Annotated in this window: 22 protein-coding genes; 10 read left to right on the forward strand and 12 right to left on the reverse strand. The window is 52.7% G+C overall.

Annotation, left to right across the window (positions count from 1 at the left end; translation table 11 throughout):
- Positions 1 to 155: 155 nt before the first annotated feature.
- From betA to betI, 3 genes are read right to left on the reverse strand one after another with little or no spacing between them, the layout of a single operon-like run.
- A complete protein-coding gene (gene betA / locus QRY16_RS01040; RefSeq protein WP_289775325.1) occupies positions 156 to 1,847 on the reverse strand; it encodes a choline dehydrogenase in 1,692 nt (563 codons plus the stop codon).
- Positions 1,848 to 1,870: 23 nt separating this feature from the next.
- Complete coding sequence (betB, locus tag QRY16_RS01045) at positions 1,871 to 3,343, reverse strand: betaine-aldehyde dehydrogenase (protein ID WP_193404300.1); 1,473 nt, start codon at positions 3,341 to 3,343, stop codon at positions 1,871 to 1,873.
- A gap of 14 nt (positions 3,344 to 3,357) precedes the next feature.
- Entirely contained in the window at positions 3,358 to 3,951 is a 594-nt protein-coding gene (betI, locus tag QRY16_RS01050) for a transcriptional regulator BetI (RefSeq protein ID WP_289775326.1), read from the reverse strand.
- 246 nt (positions 3,952 to 4,197) lie between these two features.
- On the opposite strand from betI, the gene QRY16_RS01055 reads away from it, so the two are divergent.
- The 3 genes from QRY16_RS01055 (at position 4,198) to QRY16_RS01065 (ending at position 8,805) form a co-directional block, all read left to right on the forward strand.
- On the forward strand, positions 4,198 to 6,228 hold the full coding sequence (locus tag QRY16_RS01055) for a choline transporter (protein WP_289775327.1): 2,031 nt from the start codon (positions 4,198 to 4,200) through the stop codon (positions 6,226 to 6,228).
- A 130-nt stretch (positions 6,229 to 6,358) separates the two neighbouring features.
- Entirely contained in the window at positions 6,359 to 7,672 is a 1,314-nt protein-coding gene (locus QRY16_RS01060; protein ID WP_289775328.1) for an MFS transporter, read from the forward strand.
- A 239-nt stretch (positions 7,673 to 7,911) separates the two neighbouring features.
- Positions 7,912 to 8,805 carry a LysR family transcriptional regulator gene (locus QRY16_RS01065; RefSeq protein WP_289775421.1) on the forward strand — a complete coding sequence of 298 codons (894 nt, stop codon included), beginning with the start codon at positions 7,912 to 7,914 and terminating at the stop codon, positions 8,803 to 8,805.
- Here QRY16_RS01065 and QRY16_RS01070 read toward each other — a convergent pair.
- From QRY16_RS01070 to pspF, 9 genes are all read right to left on the reverse strand, one after another.
- Positions 8,802 to 9,920, reverse strand: coding sequence for a CMD domain-containing protein (locus QRY16_RS01070; RefSeq protein ID WP_289775329.1), 1,119 nt, complete (start codon positions 9,918 to 9,920; stop codon positions 8,802 to 8,804). The two genes, QRY16_RS01065 and QRY16_RS01070, sit on opposite strands and share 4 nt — an antisense overlap.
- A gap of 216 nt (positions 9,921 to 10,136) precedes the next feature.
- Positions 10,137 to 10,925 (reverse strand): enoyl-ACP reductase FabI, encoded by a 789-nt coding sequence (fabI, locus tag QRY16_RS01075; RefSeq protein ID WP_289775330.1) that lies wholly within the window; start codon positions 10,923 to 10,925, stop codon positions 10,137 to 10,139.
- A 148-nt stretch (positions 10,926 to 11,073) separates the two neighbouring features.
- Positions 11,074 to 11,871, reverse strand: a complete 798-nt coding sequence (gene sapF / locus QRY16_RS01080) for a putrescine export ABC transporter ATP-binding protein SapF (RefSeq protein ID WP_193404294.1) — start codon at positions 11,869 to 11,871, stop codon at positions 11,074 to 11,076.
- Position 11,872: 1 nt separating this feature from the next.
- On the reverse strand, positions 11,873 to 12,868 hold the full coding sequence (sapD, locus tag QRY16_RS01085) for a putrescine export ABC transporter ATP-binding protein SapD (protein WP_289775331.1): 996 nt from the start codon (positions 12,866 to 12,868) through the stop codon (positions 11,873 to 11,875).
- The gene (gene sapC / locus QRY16_RS01090; RefSeq protein WP_289775332.1) at positions 12,868 to 13,758 is read right to left on the reverse strand and encodes a putrescine export ABC transporter permease SapC; all 891 of its coding nucleotides are present in this window, start codon (positions 13,756 to 13,758) and stop codon (positions 12,868 to 12,870) included. Before sapC ends, sapD begins: the two co-directional genes overlap by 1 nt.
- The gene (sapB, locus tag QRY16_RS01095; protein ID WP_289775333.1) at positions 13,745 to 14,710 is read right to left on the reverse strand and encodes a putrescine export ABC transporter permease SapB; all 966 of its coding nucleotides are present in this window, start codon (positions 14,708 to 14,710) and stop codon (positions 13,745 to 13,747) included. The genes sapC and sapB overlap by 14 nt, the downstream gene beginning before the upstream one ends.
- Positions 14,711 to 16,333: an ABC transporter substrate-binding protein SapA gene (gene sapA / locus QRY16_RS01100; RefSeq protein ID WP_289775334.1), complete on the reverse strand. Its 1,623-nt coding sequence runs from the start codon at positions 16,331 to 16,333 to the stop codon at positions 14,711 to 14,713.
- Positions 16,334 to 16,486: 153 nt separating this feature from the next.
- Positions 16,487 to 16,690, reverse strand: coding sequence for a hypothetical protein (locus QRY16_RS01105; RefSeq protein WP_289775335.1), 204 nt, complete (start codon positions 16,688 to 16,690; stop codon positions 16,487 to 16,489).
- 35 nt (positions 16,691 to 16,725) lie between these two features.
- Positions 16,726 to 17,727: a phage shock protein operon transcriptional activator gene (gene pspF, locus QRY16_RS01110; protein WP_193404235.1), complete on the reverse strand. Its 1,002-nt coding sequence runs from the start codon at positions 17,725 to 17,727 to the stop codon at positions 16,726 to 16,728.
- Between the two features lie 166 nt (positions 17,728 to 17,893).
- On the opposite strand from pspF, the gene pspA reads away from it, so the two are divergent.
- From pspA to tyrR, 7 genes are all read left to right on the forward strand, one after another.
- Positions 17,894 to 18,559 carry a phage shock protein PspA gene (gene pspA, locus QRY16_RS01115; protein WP_289775336.1) on the forward strand — a complete coding sequence of 222 codons (666 nt, stop codon included), beginning with the start codon at positions 17,894 to 17,896 and terminating at the stop codon, positions 18,557 to 18,559.
- A 36-nt stretch (positions 18,560 to 18,595) separates the two neighbouring features.
- A complete protein-coding gene (pspB, locus tag QRY16_RS01120; protein WP_193404233.1) occupies positions 18,596 to 18,823 on the forward strand; it encodes an envelope stress response membrane protein PspB in 228 nt (75 codons plus the stop codon).
- Positions 18,820 to 19,170, forward strand: coding sequence for an envelope stress response membrane protein PspC (gene pspC / locus QRY16_RS01125; protein ID WP_193404232.1), 351 nt, complete (start codon positions 18,820 to 18,822; stop codon positions 19,168 to 19,170). Before pspB ends, pspC begins: the two co-directional genes overlap by 4 nt.
- 56 nt (positions 19,171 to 19,226) lie before the next feature.
- A complete protein-coding gene (gene pspD / locus QRY16_RS01130; protein ID WP_193404231.1) occupies positions 19,227 to 19,472 on the forward strand; it encodes a phage shock protein PspD in 246 nt (81 codons plus the stop codon).
- The gene (locus tag QRY16_RS01135; RefSeq protein WP_289775337.1) at positions 19,453 to 20,850 is read left to right on the forward strand and encodes a YcjX family GTP-binding protein; all 1,398 of its coding nucleotides are present in this window, start codon (positions 19,453 to 19,455) and stop codon (positions 20,848 to 20,850) included. The genes pspD and QRY16_RS01135 overlap by 20 nt, the downstream gene beginning before the upstream one ends.
- On the forward strand, positions 20,847 to 21,896 hold the full coding sequence (locus QRY16_RS01140) for a YcjF family protein (protein ID WP_289775338.1): 1,050 nt from the start codon (positions 20,847 to 20,849) through the stop codon (positions 21,894 to 21,896). Before QRY16_RS01135 ends, QRY16_RS01140 begins: the two co-directional genes overlap by 4 nt.
- 162 nt (positions 21,897 to 22,058) lie before the next feature.
- Entirely contained in the window at positions 22,059 to 23,624 is a 1,566-nt protein-coding gene (tyrR, locus tag QRY16_RS01145) for a transcriptional regulator TyrR (protein ID WP_289775339.1), read from the forward strand.
- The last annotated feature ends 21 nt before the right edge of the window (positions 23,625 to 23,645 follow it).

A 23,645-nucleotide genomic window follows, 5' to 3' on the forward strand; every position in this document is an offset into this window, starting at 1 on the left:
TTGTTTTTCAGTTAAAAGAGGTGAGTAATTTATTGTCTCTGAAAATTTCTAAGGACGCTCAGAGCAGGCCAGCTACAGGGATGGTCGAATAAAGCAGAGCAGGATGAAAAAACGCCAGCAGTCTTGCTGTTGGCGCTTATTTAATTCAGGTAACGTTACGCTTCTGATGTTTTGCGCTGAGGCGCTTTGCGCACGGGGGTCTCACCGGCAACAAAGTATTTCGCCGTACTGCGCGGCAGCGGCTGGCGACCGCGAATGCGGTCAGCAATCTTTTCGCCTATCATAATGGTGGTGGCGTTCAGGTTACCGGTAATGATGAGCGGCATAATTGACGCATCGACCACACGCAGCGCTTCCAGTCCATGAACGCGCCCCTCACCGTCCACTACGGCCATACTGTCGCTGCCCATTTTGCACGTGCCGCATGGATGGTAAGCCGTTTCGCCATGGTTACGCACAAACTCATCCAGTTGTTCATCGGTCTGGCAATCCAGACCCGGACTGATTTCGCGGCCGCGATAGTTATCTAGCGCAGGCTGCTGAATAATTTCACGGGTGATGCGAATCGCATCGCGGAATTCATGCCAGTCCTGTTCAGACGCCATATAGTTGAACAAAATCGACGGATGCTGTCGCGGATCGCGCGATTTTAAACGCACATGGCCGCGACTTGGCGAACGCATCGAGCCCACATGGCACTGAAAACCGTGCGCATCGACCGCGTTCGAACCATTGTAATTAATGGCAACCGGCAGGAAGTGGTACTGGATATTCGGCCAGGCGAACTCTTCACGACTACGAATAAACCCACCCGCTTCGAACTGATTGCTCGCGCCGACACCACTGCCGTTAAACATCCATTCAGCACCGATTTTCGGCTGGTTCCACCATTTTAATGCCGGATAGAGCGAAACCGGTTCTTTACATTCGTACTGCAAGTACATCTCCAGATGGTCCTGCAGATTCTCGCCGACGCCAGGAAGATCATGCACCAGCGGAATAGCAAACTGCTTCAGCAAATTAGCCGGGCCAACACCTGAACGCTGTAAAATTTGCGGCGAAGCGATGGCACCCGCACATAACAGTATTTCACGGCGCGCATAGGCTTGTTGCGCGGTATGGCTGTCGCCAACCAGATACTCTACGCCTGTGGCACGTTTGCCTTCGAACAGAATACGGTCGGTGGTGGCGTGGGTAATAATCTTCAGGTTAGTACGGCCTTTGGCCTGATCGAGATACCCGCGCGCGGTGCTGGAACGACGGCCCTGGGGCGTCACAGTACGGTCCATTGGACCAAAGCCTTCCTGCTGATAACCGTTCAGGTCATCGGTGCGCGGATAACCTGCCTGGACACCCGCTTCGATCATCGCCTCGAACAATACATTATTCCCGGCTTTCGGCGTCGCGACGCAAACAGGCCCCTCGCCGCCATGATAATCATTCGGTCCGATGTCGCGTGTTTCCGCTTTACGATAGTAGGGCAGGCAATCCAGATAGCTCCACGATTCCAGACCAGGCTCAGCGGCCCAGTTATCAAGATCCAGCGCATTTGCGCGGATATAGCACATGCCGTTAATCAGCGATGAGCCGCCCAGGCCTTTACCGCGTCCACACTCCATACGGCGATTGTTCATATGGGGTTCAGGATCGGTTTCGTATGCCCAGTTATAGCGTTTTCCCTGGAGCGGGTACGCTAACGCCGCAGGCATCTGAGTGCGAAAATCGAAACGATAATCAGGTCCGCCCGCTTCTAACAGGAGAACGTTGACGTCGCTGTCTTCGGTCAGGCGTGTTGCTAAAACATTCCCTGCGGATCCGGCTCCGATAATGATGTAATCAAATTCCATTCGTCGTTCCTCAGGTTAAAAAATTAAAATACAGACTGAAAACGCGTGAGTTCGACTTGCACCGATTTTAGCTGGGTATAGTTTTGCAGCGTTATCAGGCCATTTTCACGACCAACGCCGGAATGCTTGTAGCCGCCGACCGGCATCTCGGCAGCCGATTCACCCCAGGTATTGATCCAGCAGATACCCGCTTCAATTTGATGAATAACCCGATGCGCGCGGTTCAGGTCTTGCGTGACAACACCCGCAGCCAGACCAAACTCGGTGGCATTGGCGCGGCGGATCACCTCTTCTTCATCGTTATAAGTCAGAATGGACATCACCGGACCAAAGATCTCTTCACGCACAATTTTCATCTGGTCATGACAATCAGTGAACACGGTTGGGGCAACCCAGGCACCATTATCAAAACCCGGACCGGTTAAACGCTTACCGCCGCACAGCACGCGTGCGCCTTCAGCAATACCGGATTCGATATAGCGCATTACATTATCGCGATGGGCAAAACTGACCAGCGGGCCAAAGTTAGTTTCCGGCTGACGCAGATCGCCAGGGCGAATCCGTGCCACCCGTTCAGCAATTTTCGCTTCGAAAGCGGCTTTCAGCGGAGTAGGGATAAACACGCGGGTGCCGTTGGTGCATACCTGACCAGAACTGTAAAAATTGGCCATCATGGCGATGTCGGCCGCCAAATCGAGATCGGCATCATCAAATATGATCAGGGGAGACTTACCGCCCAGCTCCATGGTGACCTCTTTCAGCGTGGAGCCTGCCGCGTTCGCCATCACTTTTTTACCGCTGGCAACGCCGCCGGTAAACGACACTTTGTCGATTCCTGGATGTTCGGTCAGTAGCTGACCGGTTACCGGACCGGTGCCAGGCAGCACGTTGAATACACCATCGGGCAGGCCCGCTTCGGTATAGATCTCTGCCAGTTTTAATGCGGTCAAAGGCGTGACTTCGCTGGGTTTGAAAATCATGGCATTGCCTGCTGCCAGAGCCGGTGCCGATTTCCATAAAGCGATCTGGATGGGATAATTCCATGCGCCAATGCCCGCTACCACACCTAACGGTTCACGGCGGGTATAAACGAAAGAGGTCGCGCGCAGCGGAATCTGCTGGCCTTCCAGAGAAGGGACCAGGCCCGCATAATACTCCAGCACGTCGGCGCCGGTCACAATATCAACGCTCGCGGTTTCGCTGTAGGGCTTGCCGGTATCAAGCATTTCCAGTTCGGCCAGTTCATCATTTCGCTCACGCAGAATATCAACGGCACGACGCAGGATGCGTGAACGTGCCATTGGCGTCATCGCCGCCCAGACTTTCTGTCCTTTTTGGGCAGCAACAACTGCGCGATCTACGTCAGCCGGTCCGGCCTGATGTACTTCAGCCAGCACTTCGCCGTTGGCCGGGTTAATAGTCTGGAAGGTCTCGCCTTCAGCCGCGGCAACACAGGCGCCATCGATATACAATTTTTGCTCGGCGAATGGAAACATCTCTTCTCCTTCCTTTATTCGTGCTCGCCAGCCAGCTGCTGACGGATAAATTGTGTTGTTAACGCGCTGGCGTCATCAGGATTAAAAGGCTTACCGCTTAATGCGATACGCAGCCATAAGCCGTCGATCAATGCGGCTAATCCATAAGCTGCCAGGCGCGCCTTTTCGCGCGGCATCTCGCGGCGAAACTCCGCTGCCAGCGTAGAAAATAAACGACGGCTGCTGACGCGTTCGAGGCGATTGAGCTGAGGTTGGTGCATGCTGCGGGACCAGAAATCCAGCCAGGCCTTCATGGCCGCGTTATGCACCTGCGTTTCATCGAAATTGCCTTCGACGATAGCGCACAGGCGTGCTTCGGTGGAGCTGTGGGTCAGAGGCCTGAGCCTGGCGGCAACCGCATCGCGCAACTGGCGCGTGACATCACGCATCGTCGCTTCTAACAAGCCATTTTTATCATTGAAATAGGGGCTGATGATCCCTGTCGATACGCCTGCACGGCGTGCAATCTGGGCGATCGTTGCATCATTAATGCCGACTTCATTAATGGTGCTCAGCGTCGCATCAATCAGCTGCCGACGTCTTATCGGCTGCATTCCCACCTTCGGCATAGTTCCAGCTCCACCTTCAATTCGAACCACTATTAAAACTTTTTTTGATTGCACGTTCAATATAAAAAGAATTTTGTTAGGATGCAGTGAGTTAGTTGTTACATAAACACAGCGGTGGGGCAGGCAACACGCTTTCGATCGCGATTCAATAATCTGGACAGACATGGGAAGGAAGCCGATCAGAAATTTGCTGATCGTAAAAAGCGACTTATTGATTTTTTGCAGTAAATTAACCAGAGGTAAACGATGATTAATCCACCTGCCAGTGAAAAAGACAGAATCAATCCCGTTGTGTTTTACACATCAGCCGGACTGATTCTGACATTTTCACTGGTTACAATCTTGTATAGCGATTTAGCCGCAGGCTGGATCCTGGACGCGGTAAACTGGGTCTCCGCTAAATTTGGCTGGTATTACATGCTGGCCGCTACCGTATATATCGTGTTTGTTCTTTATATGGCCTGCTCGCGTTTTGGTGCAATCAAGCTTGGCCCGGAACAGTCGAAACCCGAATTTAGTATGCTGAGTTGGTCGGCAATGTTATTTGCGGCCGGTATCGGTATCGATCTGATGTTCTTCTCGGTCGCTGAGCCGGTTGCACAATATATGCAGCCACCAGAAGGGGCCGGGCAAACCCTGCAAGCGGCCCGTCAGGCAATGGTCTGGACGCTGTTCCACTACGGCTTAACGGGCTGGTCGATGTATGCGCTGATGGGCATCGCGCTGGGCTATTTCAGCTACCGTTACAACCTGCCTTTGACCATTCGCTCTGCGCTGTACCCGATTTTCGGCAAACGCATTAACGGCCCAATTGGACACTCGGTAGATATTGCTGCGGTGGTCGGCACTATCTTTGGTATCGCCACCACCCTGGGCATTGGCGTGGTGCAGTTAAATTACGGTCTGAAAGTGCTGTTTGACGTTCCAGAGGGCCTGACAGCACAAACGGCGCTGATTATCTTGTCGGTTGTGATTGCGACGATTTCAGTCACCTCTGGCGTCGATAAAGGCATTCGTATCCTTTCAGAACTTAACGTCGCGCTGGCGCTTGGCCTGATTCTGTTTGTCCTGTTTATGGGCAAGACTGAGTTCCTGCTTGATGCGCTGGTGCTGAACGTGGGCGATTATATTCATCGCTTTATGGGCATGACGTTGAACACCTTTGCCTTTGATCGCCCAACCGAATGGATGAACAGCTGGACGCTCTTCTTCTGGGCGTGGTGGGTTGCCTGGTCGCCGTTTGTCGGCTTGTTTCTGGCACGTATTTCACGTGGACGTACCATTCGCGAGTTCGTTGTCGGCACGCTGATTATCCCGTTCACCTTTACGCTGCTGTGGCTGTCGGTATTTGGTAATGCTGCGTTATATGCAATCATCCACGGCAATGCCGGTTTTGCTCAGGAAGTGATGGGTCATGCGGAGCGTGGCTTCTACAGCCTGCTGGCGCAGTACCCCGCCTTTAAATTGAGCGCATCGGTGGCAACCATTACCGGGCTGCTGTTTTATGTCACCTCAGCCGATTCCGGCTCGCTGGTGCTGGCTAACTTCACCTCGAAGCTCAAAGACATCAACAGCGATGCACCAAACTGGTTGCGTATCTTCTGGTCAGTCGCCATCGGCGTATTAACCCTGAGCATGTTGATGACCAACGGCATCTCCGCGCTCCAATACACCACGGTCATCATGGGTCTGCCATTCAGCTTTGTGATTTTCTTTGTGATGGCGGGGCTGTATAAGTCAATGAAAATTGAAGATTACCGGCGCGCCAGCGCAACGCGTGAAACCGCACCGTATCTGATCGCCGCTAATGATCGTCTGAGCTGGAAAAAACGCCTGTCGCGCCTGATGAACTATCCCGGCACCCGTTATACCCAGCAGATGATGGAAACGGTAGTATTCCCGGCAATGCAGGACGTGGCGAAAGAATTAGCGTTGCGAGGCGGTAAAGTGGCGCTGGATAACATGCCAGCCGAAGAGGGCAGCGCAATTGGTTATCTTGATCTGCGCGTTAATCTGGGTGAAGAGCAGGACTTCGTTTATCAGGTCTGGCCGCAACAGTACTCCGTTCCAGGCTTTACCTATCGCGCGCGTAGCGGTAAATCAACGTACTATCGACTGGAGACCTTCTTACTGGAAGGCAGCCAGGGCAACGATTTGATGGATTACAGTAAAGAGCAGGTGATTATTGATATTCTCGATCAATACGAACGCCACCTGAACTTTATCCATCTGCACCGCGAAGCGCCGGGAAATAGCATCACTTTTCCTAACTTCTGATTAGTAACACCAAGGCCGGCGAGACTGTTCCGGTCTTTGCTTTCAGCTAGCCGATTCTCCGAAACGGGAAAAAATTGTCTATCTTTAGGGATTTAGAACTGATGCCTTTCTGCTATTGACAGGGAGTCGTATGAAAAAAATCTTTAGCACCTTTCTGCCCCTCTACGCCACCACCTTGCTGATGCTGCTGGGTTCCGGCCTTTTGACTACTTACGTCTCCCTTCGCCTGGCACATGAACAGGTCAATGGCGCGTTAATCGGCACCATTACTGCCGCGAACTATGTTGGCTTAGTGATTGGCGGTAAAGTTGGCCATAATTTAATCGCCCGCGTTGGGCATATTCGTGCTTATGTTTCCTGCGCCGGTATTATCACCGCCTCCGTTATCGGTCATGGCTTAACAGACATCATTCCACTTTGGGTATTTCTGCGCTTAATCATCGGATTGTGCATGATGTGCCAGTATATGGTGCTGGAAAGCTGGCTGAACGATCAGGCGGAGTCATCCCAGCGCGGCGTGATTTTCGGCTTCTATATGGTGGCGACTTATTTAGGTTTGAGCGGTGGTCAGGTGCTGTTGACGCTACAAAGCGGTTTTGGCGTGAGTTCTCTGCTGATCGTAGCGCTGTGTTTTGCCCTGTGTCTGGTGCCGATTGCCCTTACCACACGCACAAACGTACAGGCGATGTCGCCCGCACCGATGGAGCTGGGCTATTTTATTCGCACTATCCCTAAGCTCTTAAGCACCATCCTGATCACCGGCATGGCCGTCGGCGCGTTTTACGGATTAGCGCCGGTATACGCGAGCAGTAAAGGCTTTTCCACCGGCCAGACCGGGTTGTTTATGAGCCTGACTATCTTTGCCGGATTGGTTTCGCAGTTTCCGCTGAGCTGGCTTTCTGACCGCTACGATCGCCAGCGCCTGCTGTTCTTTATTTCCGCGCTGTTTGCCATGACGGCGCTGCCGCTGGTGTTATTGCCGCATTTGACATTTGGCTGGCTGCTGGGCACCGCGTTTGTCGTCAGTATGATGCAGTTCTCGCTTTATCCGTTGCAGGTGGCGCTGGCAAATGATCAGGTAGCAGCAGAACGCCGCGTTTCCCTCACCGCTTGTTTGCTGATGGCGTTTGGTATCGGAGCCAGTATCGGGCCGCTGGCGGTTGGCGCCTTGATGCAGCCACTTGGCAGCAATATGCTGTACCTGTGTTTTATACTGTGCGCGCTCCTGATTGCTCTGCTTAGTTACACCGTAAAACAGGTTCCCATGCCTACCACTGAAGTGCCTTTGCCTCACGTTGTTTTGCCCGACAGCCTGGCGACGTCACCTTTAGGTGCGGCCCTGAATCCAACGCTTGAAGAAGAAGTGATCCAGGCAACAATGGTCAGTAACGAGGATGAAGAAAAGCAAGAGCAGGAACCAGAAGAGGAACGCCGACCTGAATGATGAGTTTACATTGACATCCGCAGCGCTGACCATGACATTAACGCGGCATAAAATATAAAAGCGGCGGGACTCGCCGTGTTAGCGTGTGGAGAGCCTGTAGATCCTAAACCGATTAACGCGGCTTAGGTTTGGCTCAGCGAAACAAGAATCCCCTTCCTTTCGGAAGAGGAGTGTTAATTAGTACATAATTATATTTATACTCATAGAAATCCTTGTTATCCCATTGATAGGTAAAGAAAATAGACATAAAACAATTGATTTATCTTTGTAACCTGGAGCGCGAGCGCCACTTTGGCCGTGCCGCCGAAGCCAGTTTTGTTACGCAACCTACATTATCGATGCGGCTCAAGAATCTTGAGCGCGAACTCGGATTGTCTTTGATTAACCGCAGCAACAATTTTGCCGGTTTTACGCCAGAAGGCGATCGCGTTTTAGCCTGGGCGCGGGAAATCGTCTCGGTTTATCAGGGGTTAAAGCTGGAAGTGGAATCGCTGAAACACGGCGTCAATGGTACTTTGCGTCTTGGTGTAGTGCCACAATGTAGCGTCGCCTTGCCACAATTGCTGAAGGCGGTAGAGGCGCGTTATCCCCAGTTGAATTACCGCATTGCAGTGTTAAGTGCCGATCAGCTACTGGAGGCGCTAAACAGTCATACGGTTGATGTCGGCATCGGTTTTTTTGAAATGGCGACACTGCGTGAGCTGCATTTTCAGGCCGCGCTACCCGCCGATCGCGGCGTTGAAATCATTTTCCATCCTGAATATTTCCAGGATTTAGCGCAATATGATGTGATCGAACTGGCAACGCTGGCGCAGCAACCGCTGTGTCTGGCCGAGCCGACGCGCTATTTCCGTCGCTATCTGGATACGGTGTTTCGCGAAGCGAGTGTAACCCCGCGTGTGATTGTTGAAAGCGCATCGATTATGCAGCTACTACAGTGCACACAAGTGGGCTTAGGCGTACTGATTTCGCCAAAAGGGCACCTGCTCCCCGAACCGTTGCACGATTTAGCGCAACGTCCAGTCAACATCACAAAAATGACGCGCGAAGCGGCATTGGTTATTGCCGAACCGGGGCGCGCCACGCCACTGGCTCAGCATTTCTTTGATGCGGCACGTGGACATTTGGCTTAACGCGCCTCGCCCAGGGCGTAATACAGGCGGCTGTTCCAGTTACTTAGCGCAACCGACTGAATGAGCGCAAATAACGTCTCCATTTTCCATCCGCGATTCATTAACGGCTGCAACTGTGCGGCACTAAAACGCTCTGGCACGCGCGTTAACTGGGCCGCCAGCGTAACAATTTGTCGCTGTTCTTCATCTGACACGGCTTCATCGACCGAAGCGATAAGCGCCTCTGCTTGAGGAAAATGCTGGAATGCCCAGCGGCTGCCGAGAATACGTTCACAGGCGGCTTGCGCCAGCTGGTTGAACTGCTGGGTTTCTAATCGCTGGCGTAATATTATCCAGCCGTACAGCGCTGCCGGATCGTGGGCCAGCAGCCATTTCGCCTCGGTCAATTCGTGGTATGGCTGGCAGAGGGTAATGGCCGCAAGCTGTTCGGCGCTGGCATAACGTAACTCCAGCGGTTTGAGCGTCGGTTGCCAGCGCTGTGCCTGCCCGAATCCTGCACTGCCTGCATCGGGCGGTAGGGGAATACCCGGTAACCAACGAACCGGGGAACCTTGTAATGCATGCAATCCCGCTACCACGCGCGCTTGATAGCAGACAAAGCCGATCAGTTGATTCAGCGTGACGATGTCTGGCTCGCTCAACCCGACCACATCAAGGGCAGTGATAGACGCCGCGTTGATCAACTCAGGCTGCATTGCCAGCTGGCGGGCATATTGGGTGATCTGCGTCAGGCGATTATTGCTTTCATGCGAGGAGTCAGGCCCCGGCAGCGGATTCAACCGGGCGGAATAGTGGTTACACAGGCGCTGCACACCGGCCACCTGGGCAACGGTAAGCGCGGTGCTGAGGCGATCATACAAGGTCAGCGTGTGGGATAATGTTGGCGTAAGGCTGTCGGGAAATAACACCTGGCTGAGATCGCGCGCCGCCAGTAGCGCGGGCTGATTAACATGCAACAATGATTGCAACGCGTGAGCTTCCTGCTGTAAACCCAGCAGGAAACGATCGTTAATGTGGGCTGCTTCAGGAACCAGCGGCGCCGCTTGTGAGGTGCGTGGGCTGGTCTGACTCTCGTAAAACCAGTGATTATGGCCAGGGTAGCGGCGTTGTTCCATGGTCAATCCTTTTGCAAATTCTGGCACGCCTGCACGAGGAAAATCTGAAAACGTGCCAGGCGTCGAGGGGCTAACTTATCGTCGCCGAACGGGACGTCAGGACAAAAGAATGATCGGTGATAAATAATAGCGTTTGAATATAACGGCAGGAAAACAGGGGCAGGCGAGAAATAACCACAGAGGAAACAAGGGCGAGACAGGCTCGCCCTGAAGAACTTATTTGAGTTCCAGCTCGTTCATAGCCGCGATGCTGAAGCCACCATCTACGTGAACAATTTCACCGGTAATGCCGCCAGCCAAATCAGAGCACAGGAATGCTGCTGAGTTGCCGACGTCTTCAATGGTTACGGTACGACGAATTGGGGTAACCGCTTCGCAGTGTGCCAGCATTTTACGGAAGTCTTTGATGCCTGAAGCTGCCAGAGTACGGATTGGGCCAGCAGAAACGGCATTGACGCGGACGCCTTCTGGTCCCATCGCGTTCGCCATATAGCGCGCGTTCGCTTCCAGTGACGCTTTCGCCAGGCCCATTACGTTATAGTTAGGGATAGCACGCTCAGCACCCAGATAAGAGAGGGTCAGCAACGCAGCATTTGGGTTCAGCATCTCGCGACACTCTTTCGCCATCGCAACAAAGCTGTAGGCGCTGATATCGTGAGCGATTTTGAACCCTTCGCGGGTTACGGCATTCACATAGTCGCCATCCAGCTGATCGCCTGGTGCGAAGCCAATTGAGTGAACGAAACCGTCAAATTTCGGCCAGGTTTTTGCCAGTTCAGTGAACAGTGATTTGATGCTTTCGTCTTCTGCAACGTCACACGGCAGAACGATGTCGGAACCCAAATCTTTAGCAAACTCTTCCACACGACCTTTCAGTTTGTCGTTTTGGTAAGTGAAAGCCAGTTCTGCGCCCTGCTTGTGCATCGCCTGTGCAATACCGTAGGCGATGGAGAGTTTACTGGCAACGCCAGTAATCAGAATGCGCTTACCGGAAAGAAAACCCATAGCTGTAATCCTTATGGTCATTGTTGTTGGCGGTCGCATTGATTAAAAAGTGAGCGACCGACGTTAATCGACGTGCGGATTCTAGCACGTCTCATGGAGATCGGGTAAATCGACCCGTCAATTCCGCGATATGCGGTAAAAATCAGCGCTAGCGTCGCCAGGCTTCGGCGGTCAGCGCCTCGCCAAAATGGCTGCTGATTAACCGCTTTGTCAGTTCGTGCAGGGGCGAAGCCAGCACGTCAGCGGTACCGCCACGCTCCACCACTTCGCCCTGATGCATGACCAAAACCTGGTCGCTGATGTGCTTCATCATGCCGAGATGCTGGGTAACATAAATATAGGCGATGCCATGTTTTTCCTGCAATTCAAGCATCAGGTTTACCAGCTGCGAACGCATGGTCATATCCAGTGAGGCAAGGGCTTCATCGGCAACGATAATTTTTGGTTGCAGGATCAGTGCGCGGGCCAGGCCCAGGCGCTGCTTTTGCCCTGGCGCCAGCATGTGCGGATAATAACCGGCATGGTCGCGCAGCAAACCCACCTGACGCAGTGTGGCGATAATACGCTTCTCACGCGCCTCAGCATCAAGATCGGTATTGAGCCGCAGCGGAAAATCGAGAATTTGACTCACGCGCTGGCGTGGATTCAGGGAGTTTGATGGGTCCTGAAAGATCATGCGGATGCGCTGGCTACGATAGCCGTAATCACCATACTCAAGCGCATGATCGTCAATCAGAATTTCACCTTCGCCAGGGGGAATCATACCGCTTAACATCTTCGCTAATGTCGATTTCCCCGAACCATTTTCGCCGATAATCGCCAGCGTCTGCTTTTCGCGAAGCGTAAAACTCACCGATTTCACCGCTTCAACATGCTGGCGGCGAAACAGCCCGGTGCGATAGCGAAAGGTCTTGCTAAGGTTACGTACCTCAAGCAGCGTTTCCATGCTATTGCTCCTCCATATTCAACGGGAAATGGCAGGCATAAAGGTGCGATTTACTGCCGGTCAGACGCGGCGTTTCCACACATTTGCGTTGTGCATAGGGGCAGCGCGGTCCAAGCCGACAGCCAATCGGCAAACTTTCCAGTGACGGAATGGCACCGGAAAGGGTGTTTAGGCGGCTTTTATGCGGCAGCGAGCGGCCAAAATCGGGCATCGCACGTATTAGTGCCTGGGTATAAGGATGGTGCGGAATCGACATGAGATCTTCGCTTTGGGCTGTTTCTACCGTTTGCCCGCAATACATTACATTAATGCGATTCGCCCATTGGCTCATGGTGCGCAGGTCATGGCTGATCAACAAAATTGTGGTGTTATTGTTCTGATTGAGCCGACTCAACAGGCGAAAGATTTGCGCCTGAGTGGTGGGTTCCATCGCATTCGTTGGCTCATCGGCAATCAACAGACGTGGCTGATTCGCCAGGGCAATCGCTATCATTACCTTCTGGCATTCGCCCTCGGTCAGCTCATAGGGGAAACTGCGCATGATGTCTTTGTGATCTTTAATGCCAACGCGATGCAACAGCTCGATGGCACGCGCTTTACGCCAGAACCAACAACGTTGATACCAGCGTCCTTTAAAGGTCCAGCGAGGGATCGCCTGCATTAACTGTCGACCAATGCTTTCTGAGGGATCAAGACAAGACTGCGGCTCCTGGAAAATCATCGACACGTTGTGACCGATAATACGACGACGCTCGCGTGCCGACAGGCGTAGCAGATCGATGTCGTCGAAACGCATACGGTCGGCGGTAACGCGCCAGTTATCCTTAGTGACGCCGCAGATAGCTTTTGCCACCAGACTTTTTCCCGACCCGGATTCACCCACAAGACCACGAATTTCACCCGCATTCAGGGTCAGGTTGACGCGATCAACCGCTTTAACCGGACCATCGGCGGTCATAAATTCAATGGTCAGGTTGCGAATATCAAGTAACGGCATTATTCCACTCCCGCTTCGACGGCACGGCGAATACCGTCACCGAGCAGGTTAACAATCAATACGCTGATCATTAGCGCCGCGCCAGGAAGCATCACCGTCCACGGCGCGACGTAGATCAGTTCCAGTGAATCGCCGAGCATCGCGCCCCATTCGGGCGAAGGCAGTTGCGCGCCCAGATCAAGAAAGCCCAGCGCTGCAATATCCAGAATCGCCATGGACAGCGCACGGGTAATTTCGCTAATTAACATCGGCAACACGTTCGGCAAAATCGCATATCGCAAAATATTGCTGCTGGTGGCGCCATCCAGCCGGGCCGCCACGACATACTCTTTCTCCAGCTCATCATGTACCGCGCTATAGATAGCGCGCACCAGACGCGGCATCAGCGCCAGCCATACCGCCAGTAATGCGTGCTCAAGTCGCGGACCGAGAAACGCCACCACAATAATTGCCAGTAGTAATGAAGGGAGCGACAGCAGCGTATCCAGTATGTGATTCATTACTGCTGACCGCACGCCATGCGTCATACCCGCCAGCACGCCAAGCAGCAGTGCGCAGACGGTGGCAAACAGCGTGACGAGAATAGCGGCCCCCACCGTTGGTGCCGCTCCCTTCAGCAGTCGGCTTAATACATCGCGGCCTAAATCATCGGTGCCAAGGAAAAACGAGACATCGCCATAGCGTGACCAGGAGGGAGGCAGCAGCTGATACCCAAGAAACTGTTGATCGATGCCGTAAGGTGCCAACAGGCCGCCGAACAAACACAGGAGCAGCAAAGTAGCAAAGCCGTACAGACCAATCATGGCAGTGGTATCAGCATAAAAATGGTGCCAGCTTTGCCGAAAGGCGCTCGGTAGCCGTTTCTCTGCGTAGATATTATCGGAGGGCATACCACTCCTTATGTTTCAACGGGTTCATAGCCGCACCAATTACATCCGAAATGACGTTAATTAAAATGACCAGACTCCCCGTTACCATCACCCCTGCCGAAATGGCGGCGTAATCCTGCTGGCGAATCGCGTTGATTAGCCAGCGTCCCAAGCCTGGCCAGTTGAACACCATTTCAGTAATCATCGCCAGCGTCAGCATGGTTGAAAACTGTAGACCAAGACGCGGAATAACCGGTGGCAGGGCATTATGCAAAACATGGCGACGGATCACCGTGAAACGCGATAAACCCCGGGTGGCTGCTGCTTTAACATAGTTTTTATCCATAACGTCGCTGGTGCTGTCACGCAGTAGGCGAACCACTTCTGTGGTAGGAACAATCGCCAGCACAGTGACGGGTAAAATCATATGGGTTAACGCGCTAATTAGCATTTCATGCCGCCACGGCGAGGGACTTATCCAGGCGTCAATCAACGCAAAGCCGCTGATATTTTGTACCGGATAGAGCAGGTCGTAGCGGCCCGAAACCGGCAGCCAGCCGAGGGTCAACGAGAATAGCAGGGTAAACAGCAGCGCCAGCCAGAATACTGGCATAGAAAAGCCAATCAGCATAAGAGCACTAATGAGCTTATCCTGCCACTTGTTGCGCATAACCCCGGCACAAATGCCAAGAGGAATGCCAATCAGCAGGGCGCATAAAAACGCCAGGATGCACAGTTCCATAGTTGCGGGAAAGACTTCGCGCAACTGCACGCCAATTTCCTGTCCGTTAGTGCTGGAAACGCCAAAATCGAGCTGGAGCATACCTTTAAACCAAAACCACCATGCATCCAGCAGCGATGCGCCTTCCAGCGGCGCATTCGGCGTGAAATAGCTCAGGCTAAAACTGACCAGCGACAGCAAAAACAGCGTAATCACCAGCAGTAGCAGGCGGCGTAAGATATAAATGATCACTTACGGTTCCTCTCGCTCATCGCGATAAACGCCGGCAAACGAGGCGTTGCCAAACGGGCTTAGTACCAAACCTTTAATGTCGTGACGATAGGCTTGCAACCGCAGCGACGATGCTAACGGCAGCACCGGCAGATCCTGCGCCAGCATCCGTTGGGCGCGAGCATAGTTATCAATACGGCCTGCCAGTTGTTGGGTCAGCAGCGCATTTTGCAGTGTTTCGTCAAATGCGGGAGAGCACCAATGGGCGTAGTTGGTTTGCGAACGAATTGCCGCACAGCTCAGCAGCGGGCGGAAAAAACTGTCGGGATCGTTACTATCGGTGGCCCAACCGGTAAGCGTTAAATCATGATTCATCGACATCAGCTGTGCTTCCTGGAACCGGCCTTCTACCGGCACGATGGTGACCTGTACGCCCACCTGCGCCAAATCGGCCTGTAGCAATTCTGCAGTTTTTAGCGGGCTTGGATTCCATGCTTGTGACGTTGCAGGCACAACCAAACGCAGATGCAAATTTGTCAGGCCGAGCGCTTGCAGTTCATCACGCGATTTTTTCGGATCAAATTCAGTGATGCGTGCATCGTTGTTATAGGCCCATGACGCCCGTGGCAAAATTGACGCCGCGGTTTCTGCAGTGCCGTAATAAATGGATTCCATCAACCGTTCGTTGTTAATCGCTAACGCCAACGCATGGCGTACTTCAGGCCGATCAAGCGGTGGTTTGCGGGTATTAAATGCCAGATAGGCGATGTTCATGCCGGGGCGCAGCGTCATACGTAAACGCGGATCGTCACGCAAGATACTGAGCTGGCTGGCTGCGGGGTAGGCGAGTACATCACATTCACCGGTCAGCAATTTAGATAAGCGCCCGGTGCCGCCTGCGCCAAGATCAATTACCGCCTGTTGCAGGCGTGGGACGCCTTTCCAGTAATGAGGATTACGCACCAGGCGAATATACTGTCCTGCACGATATTCGCTGAGCTGGAACGGCCCCGTACCCACAGGTTGTTGATCTAACGCTTCCTGACGACCTTCGGCGCTGAGCTTATCAGCATACTCCTTCGATAAAATCGGTGCGTAATGGGTAGCCAGATGCCAGAGGAACGAGGCGTCCGGGTTGTTCAGGCGTATCTCAACCGTGTGGTTGTCGATTTTCTTAATACTTTGTACTGAATCGGCAAATTGCAGGCTATCGAAATAGGGATAACTGCCGCCATTGACGTTGTGCCAGGGGTGCTTGCGGTCAAACATACGGGCAAAACTGAACACGACGTCGTCGGCATTGAGCGGCCGTGAAGGTTTAAACCAGTTGGTTTGCTGAAACTGTACGGCGGACTGCAAATGAAAACGGTAGGTTGCGCCGTTATCACGCACTTCCCAGCTGGCCGCCAGATCGGGTTTTAGCCGATAAGTATAAGGGTCAACATCCAGCAAGCGGTCATACAGCTGGGCTGCTAACGTATCGACCGCCACACCACCGCTGGCCATTTGCGGATTAAAAGAATTCAATGTGCCATTAACACAATAGACAAAGCCGCTCTGGTGAATATCACCCGATGGCGCTGCCCACGCAGGCGCACTCAATACACTGAGGCTAAGCAACAGCGAAGGGATTAGTCTGGACATAGAACTCAACGATTTTGAGGCATTAGGCTGAGTGTATCGCAAAGCAGGCTTTGTCCCAAAATCTGTGGTGCGAGTCGAGAGGATTTTAAGCGAAAAGCGGCAAAAATAATCACATCGTTGGTGTGGAGATGAGAAAAATTCTCAACAAGGGCTTTACAGATGATAATAAGAATGATTATTATTACTTTGCGCTTCGACGGTGGCTCTACCGAAGAAGAGCACGACATTGCTCACATTGCTTCCAGTATTATTGCCCGCCTTGTGCGGGCTTTTTTTTGATCTGTTTTGAGCAAGGTGCGGCATTGTCTGTGTCCATTTATCCCGGTTATTACAAATAAGCAGCTGCCATTCGCGCATTTTCCCACCTCCTTAGACAGTGAAAAAGCCCTGCCTTAGCTTGCGTCATCGCGGGCCTGAATGCCGTGTTTTTTCATCATCGCTCTGAGCTGGTGATAGGTCACGCCAAGCAAACCTGCCGCGCGACGCTGATTGTATTTAGCCTGCAACAGGCTCGACTCCACCAGTTCCCGCTCCTGCTGGTTCTGCCACTGACGCAAATCGAACGGTAAGGCGGGCAGGAGGGCAATGTCAGCATTGACCGCTGCTTTTACAGGTTCGACACGCGGTGCGAACGGATTAATGATGATGTTATCCAGCGGCTCTTCGCTGCTGTGATGGCGGTAAACCGAACGCTCCACCACATTTTTTAGTTCACGCACGTTGCCGGGCCAGTCATGTGCCAGCAGCGTTTTCTGCGCCTCGCCGGTAAAGCCTGGGAATAATGGCAGCCCGAGCTCACGGCACATTTGAATCGCAAAATGCTCGGCCATGACCAGAATATCGCTGCGCCGCTCACGCATCGGCGGCAGCTGCACTACATCAAATGCCAGGCGATCAAGCAGGTCGGCGCGGAATTTTCCTTCTGCTGCCATGGCCGGAAGATCTTCATTAGTGGCGCAAACCAGACGCACGTTAACCTGTAATGCGTGATTACCTCCAACGCGTTCCAGCTGGCCATATTCAATCACACGCAACAGTTTTTCCTGGACCAGCATGGGCGCTGCGCCTAATTCATCAAGAAATAGCGTGCCACCATCTGCGCGCTCGAAGCGGCCTAAATGGCGTTTCTGCGCGCCGGTAAATGCACCGGCTTCGTGCCCGAAAAGTTCAGAGTCGAGCAGGTTTTCATTTAACGCCGCGCAGTTCAACGAGATGAACGGACCCTGCCAGCGATCAGAAAGGTAATGCAAACGGCTGGCAATCAACTCTTTACCGGTGCCGCGTTCGCCAATCACCAGGACAGGTTTTTCCAGCGGCGCCAGCTTTGAAACGTGTTCAAGGACTTCCAAAAATTTATTAGATTCGCCCAACAGAGTATCTTTATTGTCTGCCATGATGAATTTCGCCACCTGTTAATCAAATTGACCAGCCAAAAGGTTAGGTTAAGTGTAGTATTTTTTTAAAATACAGCAATATCAGTGGGATAAAAAACTGGCACGTATCTTGAATTAGATTAAACAGCGCAAGACGCAAACATAACTTTTTAAGAGGAACATTATTATGGGTATTTTTTCTCGTTTCGCCGACATCGTGAACGCCAACATCAACTCACTGCTGGAGCGCGCAGAAGATCCGCAGAAACTGGTACGCCTGATGATTCAGGAAATGGAAGATACCTTAGTTGAAGTCCGTTCAACCTCAGCGCGTACGCTGGCAGAAAAAAAACAGCTGAATCGCCGTATCGAGCAGGCCGAAATTCAACAGGCAGGATGGCAGGAAAAAGCCGAACTGGCGCTGCGTAAAGATAAGGAAGGCCTGGCACGCTCAGCGCTGATTGAAAAACAAAAGTTAACCGATCTTATCGCTACCCTGACCCAGGAAGTAAACCAGGTGGAAGAAACGCTGGAGCGAATGAAAGGCGAGATTAGCGAACTGGAGAAAAAACTCAGCGAAACGCGTGCTCGCCAGCAGGCTCTGACGCTGCGTCATCAGGCCGCGTCTTCTTCCCGCGATGTGCGTCGCCAGTTGGACAGCGGCAAAATTGATGAAGCCATGGCGCGTTTTGAATCGTTTGAGCGCCGCATCGATCATATGGAAGCTGAAGCTGAAAGCCACGGTTTTGGTAAGCCAAAAACGCTGGATCAGGAATTCACCGATCTTAAAGCCGATGATGAAATCAGCCAGCAACTGAACGCGCTAAAAGCCAAAATGAACCGCAGCGAATAATTAACGAACTTTGCGAATACTGATTAAGGAGAGTCAATGAGCGCACTTTTTCTTGCCATACCACTCACGATTTTCGTGCTTTTTGTCGCGCCGATCTGGTTATGGCTGCATTACAGCAATAAACGTAATGGTGGAGCCGAACTGTCGCAAAGCGAAATCCAGCGTTTACAGCTGATCACAAAAGACGCTCAGCGCATGCGCGAACGTATTGATGCGCTGGAAGCGATCCTGGATGCGGAGCACCCGGACTGGAGGCAACCATGATAAAGGGGCGTAAACTGTGGCGTAAACCCGACGAAGGGAAATTCATGGGGGTTTGCGCGGGTCTGGCTGAGTACCTCGACATTCCGGTGCGGTTATTGCGCGTGATCGTGGTGTTATCGCTGTTCTTTGGCCTGTTTGGCTTTACCATTATCGCCTATTTTGTGCTGGGTTTTGTGTTGGACATCAAGCCTGCCGGGGCTGAAAGTCATGCACGCCAGCCCAGTGCCAGCGAACTGCTGGACCAGTTAGAAACGGCATTACAGCGCGATGAGCGCAGCGTGCGGGATTTGGAGCGCTACGTTACGTCAGAAACTTTCAGCGTGCGCAGCCGCTTCCGTCAGCTCTAATTCTCCTTTTTCACGGGTCTGAATCAGGCCCGTTTTCTGTCTTTTCGGAGGTGTTGATGTCATTACGCTCAGCTACTTTTCGTCACCGCGCGGCTCCCGCGTTGAAGTCGGCGGCCAAATTCATCATTATCAATGCTGTTACTTATGGTCCCGCTGGGGTTACCGGCTGGGCCGTGAAATCGGTGGCGCGTCGACCTTTACGCCTTTTGCTGGCAGTAGCCCTTGAACCGCTGCTGAAACGCGTGTTGAGTCGGGCGGCATCACGCTTCATCAAGGAGAAAGATGAAAAGACTGCAAACTGAATTAACAGCGTTGATGAATCGCAGCGTTGATCGCCATCTTCGTTTAGCGGTAACCGGCTTAAGCCGCAGCGGAAAAACGGCATTCATTACTTCACTGGTTAATCAACTTCTCACTGTGCACAGCGGCGCCCGATTGCCGTTATTTTCTGTGGTGCGGGAGGAACGTCTGCTGGGCGTAAAGCGCGTTCCTCAGCGTGACATGGGAACCTCACGCTTCACTTATGATCAGGGGCTGGCGCAGCTTTATGGCGTGCCACCGGCCTGGCCAACGCCAACGCGTGGTATCAGTGAAATACAGCTGGCGCTGCGTTACCGCCCCAATGATTCACTGATACGTCATTTCAAAGATACCGCCACGCTTTACCTCGAAATTATTGATTATCCCGGCGAATGGCTGCTCGATTTACCGATGCTGGCGCAGGATTACGTTGCCTGGTCACGGCAGATGAACGGTTTGCTGCAAGGCGATCGCGCTGAATGGGCGACGCCGTGGCGCGAAATGTGCCAACAGCTCGATCCGTTTGCGCCGGCAGATGAAAACCGGCTGGCTGAGATTGCGGCGGCCTGGACCGACTATCTACATCGCTGCAAAAATGAAGGTTTGCACTTCATTCAGCCGGGACGTTTCGTTTTGCCCGGTGAAATGGCAGGTGCACCTGCGTTGCAGTTTTTCCCGTGGCCGACCCACGACGATGCACAGGTAAGCAAACTGACGCAGGCGGAGAAGGGCAGCAATTTTGCTATGTTGCAACAGCGCTTTAATTATTATTGCCAGCACGTGGTGAAGGATTTCTATAAAAATCATTTTTTGGGTTTCGATCGCCAAATCGTTCTTGTCGATTGTTTACAGCCGTTAAATAACGGCCCGCAGGCATTCAGTGATATGCGGCTGGCATTAACACAACTGATGCAGAGTTTTCATTACGGCCAGCGCACCCTGTTTCGTCGGCTATTTTCGCCGGTGATCGATAAATTATTATTTGCTGCGACTAAAGCCGATCACATTACCAGCGATCAGCATGGCAACATGGTGTCATTGCTGCAAAAGCTGGTGCAGGACGCATGGCAAAATGCGGCATTTGAAGGCATCCGTATGGACTGTATTGGCCTGGCGTCAGTGCAGGCAACGCAAAGTGGTCTGGTCGATCATCATGGCGAGACGATCCCGGCGCTGCGCGGCCATCGCTTGCGGGATGGTGAAGCACTGACCGTTTATCCCGGCGAAGTGCCGCCGCGCCTGCCGGGCAACGCCTTTTGGCAGCAGCAGGGGTTTCAGTTTGAACAGTTTCTTCCGCAGCAGTTGGATGTTGATCGCCCGTTACCTCATATTCGTATGGATGCAGCACTGGAATTTTTACTGGGAGATAAATTGCGATGAGCGATCCCTTAAAGCCACGCATTGATTTTGCGCGTCCCCTTGATGGCGAGCGTGAAATACCGCTGCGTCCGGCACAGACATTTGAAGATAATACCCAGACCGCCTTTTTAGCCGTAACAGACGACGATGCGATGCCCGAAGAAGGCGCGGGCGAGCGTGCCGTGGAAGCTGCCCTGAAACCAAAGCGCAGCCTGTGGCGTAAAATGGTCGGCGCAGGATTGGCCCTGTTTGGCGTAAGCGTCATTGCGCAAGGCGTACAATGGACGCATGACGCCTGGATGACGCATAACTGGTTTGCTCTCGGTAGCGGCGTTGCTGGCGGATTAATCGTGGTGGCGGGCGTGGGAGCATTAGCCAGTGAATGGCGTCGCCTGTATCAGTTACGCCAGCGTGCCGAAGAGCGAGATGTTGCACGAGAACTGCTGCATAGTCATGGCATCGGCCAGGGACGCGCTTTTTGTGAAAAGCTGGCACAACAGGCGGAGCTGGATCACGCACATCCGGCCTTGCAGCGCTGGCAGGCGTCGTTACATGAAACGCATAATGACAGTGAGGTTGTGCGTTTATATGCTCAACTGGTGCAGCCGGTTTTAGATCGTCAGGCGCGGCGTGAAATCAGTCGTCATGCCGCAGAATCGACGTTAATGATTGCCGTTAGCCCGCTGGCGCTGGTCGATATGGCTTTTATTGCCTGGCGTAACTTACGCCTGGTCAATCGCATCGCGGCAATTTACGGCATTGAACTGGGATATTTCAGTCGCATCCGGTTATTCCGTCTGGTGCTGCTGAATATGGCGTTTGCCGGAGCGTCAGAACTGGCGCGCGAAGTCGGTATGGACTGGATGTCGCAGGACATTGCTGCAAGGCTGTCGGCGCGTGCTGCACAAGGAATCGGTGCAGGGTTATTAACGGCGCGCCTGGGAATTAAGGCGATGGAGTTATGCCGCCCACTGCCCTGGCTGGAAGAAGATAAACCGCGTTTGGGCGATTTCCGACGCGAACTAATAGGGCAGTTAAAAGAGGTGCTACAAAAAAACGCGAAGTGATGAGTAACCGCGCGCTGTTCTGTCATAGCGCGCCATCTTAGCGATGCGCTCAATTCCTGACCACCTCCCTCTGAACTGTCAACTTTTCCTGACAGACCTCTTTCTGTCACGCGCTAAGTTAGCGTATTATTGCTTAATCTTAACCTGTTTAAGGCCATCGCAATGCGTTTGGAAGTGTTCTGTCAGGACCGTATCGGTTTGACCCGCGAGCTGCTTGACTTGCTGGTTGCGCGTAATATTGATCTTCGCGGTATCGAAATTGCGGCATTAGGCCGTATCTATCTCAATTTCTCGGCGCTGGAATTTGATCAGTTTAGTCATTTAATCGCCGAAATCCGTCGTACACCAGGCGTGACGGATGTGCGCACGGTGACATACATGCCATCTGAGCGTGAACATCGTGCGTTGAGCGCACTGCTGGTAGCGATGCCTGAACCGGTATTTTCGATCGACCTGAAAAGCAAAGTGGAACTGGCAAACCCAGCCGCGCAAAACCTGTTCAATCTTGACGAGCAGAAAATGCGTAATTTCAGCGCCGGGAACCTGATAAATGGGTTCAATTTTATGCGCTGGCTGGAAAGTGAACAGGTCGAAGCGCAGGCGCAGCATGTGGTGATTGAAGGACGTGATTTCCTGATGGAAGCGCGTCCTATTTATCTGACTGCAGAAGAAGGACAAAGCGATCAGCCGGTCGGCGCGATGATCATGCTGAAATCCACTGCGCGCATGGGCCGCCAGCTGCAAAATTTGATTGTTACCGATGAATCAGAATTTAATCACATCGTTGCTGTCGCCCCCAAAATGCGCCAGGTCGTTGATCAGGCACGCAAACTGGCAATGCATGATGCGCCATTGCTGATTATTGGCGATACCGGCACCGGTAAAGATATGCTGGCTCGTGCCTGCCATTTACGTAGCGCGCGCGGCAAAATGCCGTTCCTGGCGCTAAACTGCGCCTCGCTGCCGGATGATGTGGCAGAAAGTGAACTGTTTGGCCACGCGGCGGGGGCTTATCCGAATGCGCTGGAAGGTAAAAAAGGGTTTTTCGAGCAGGCAAACGGCGGCTCGGTGCTGCTGGATGAGATCGGTGAGATGTCGCCAAGTATGCAAACTAAATTGCTGCGTTTCCTTAACGACGGCACTTTCCGCCGCGTTGGGGAAGAGCATGAAGTTCATGTGAATATACGCGTCATTTGCGCGACGCAGAAAAACTTAATTGAACTGGTACAGCGTGGCGAATTCCGTGAAGACCTGTTTTATCGTCTGAATGTGTTAACGCTTAACCTGCCACCGCTGCGCGATCGTCCCCAGGATATTTTGCCGTTGACAGAAATGTTTGTCGCCCGGTTCGCTGATGAACAAGGTATTCCACGTCCGCGCTTATCGCCTCAGCTCAATGCCTTTCTGACGCGTTATAGCTGGCCGGGTAATGTCCGTCAGCTAAAAAATGCGCTCTATCGCGCGCTGGCGCAGCTGGAGGGTTACGAATTACGTCCCCAAGATATTATCCTGCCGGAGCAGGCTTTAGATGTGTCGCTGGATGAGGAAGCGATGGAAGGTACGCTGGATCAAATTACCAGCCGCTTTGAACGTTCAATTTTAACCCGTTTATACCTGTCTTATCCCAGCACACGTAAGCTGGCGAAACGGCTGGGCGTATCACATACCGCGATTGCCAATAAATTGCGCGAATATGGCCTGGGCCAGAAACGCCATGACAGCGAATAAATAGCAGTAAATAAAAAGCGG

The sequence above is a fragment of the Mixta mediterraneensis genome, assembly GCF_030283135.1.
Lineage (GTDB): Bacteria > Pseudomonadota > Gammaproteobacteria > Enterobacterales > Enterobacteriaceae > Pantoea > Pantoea mediterraneensis.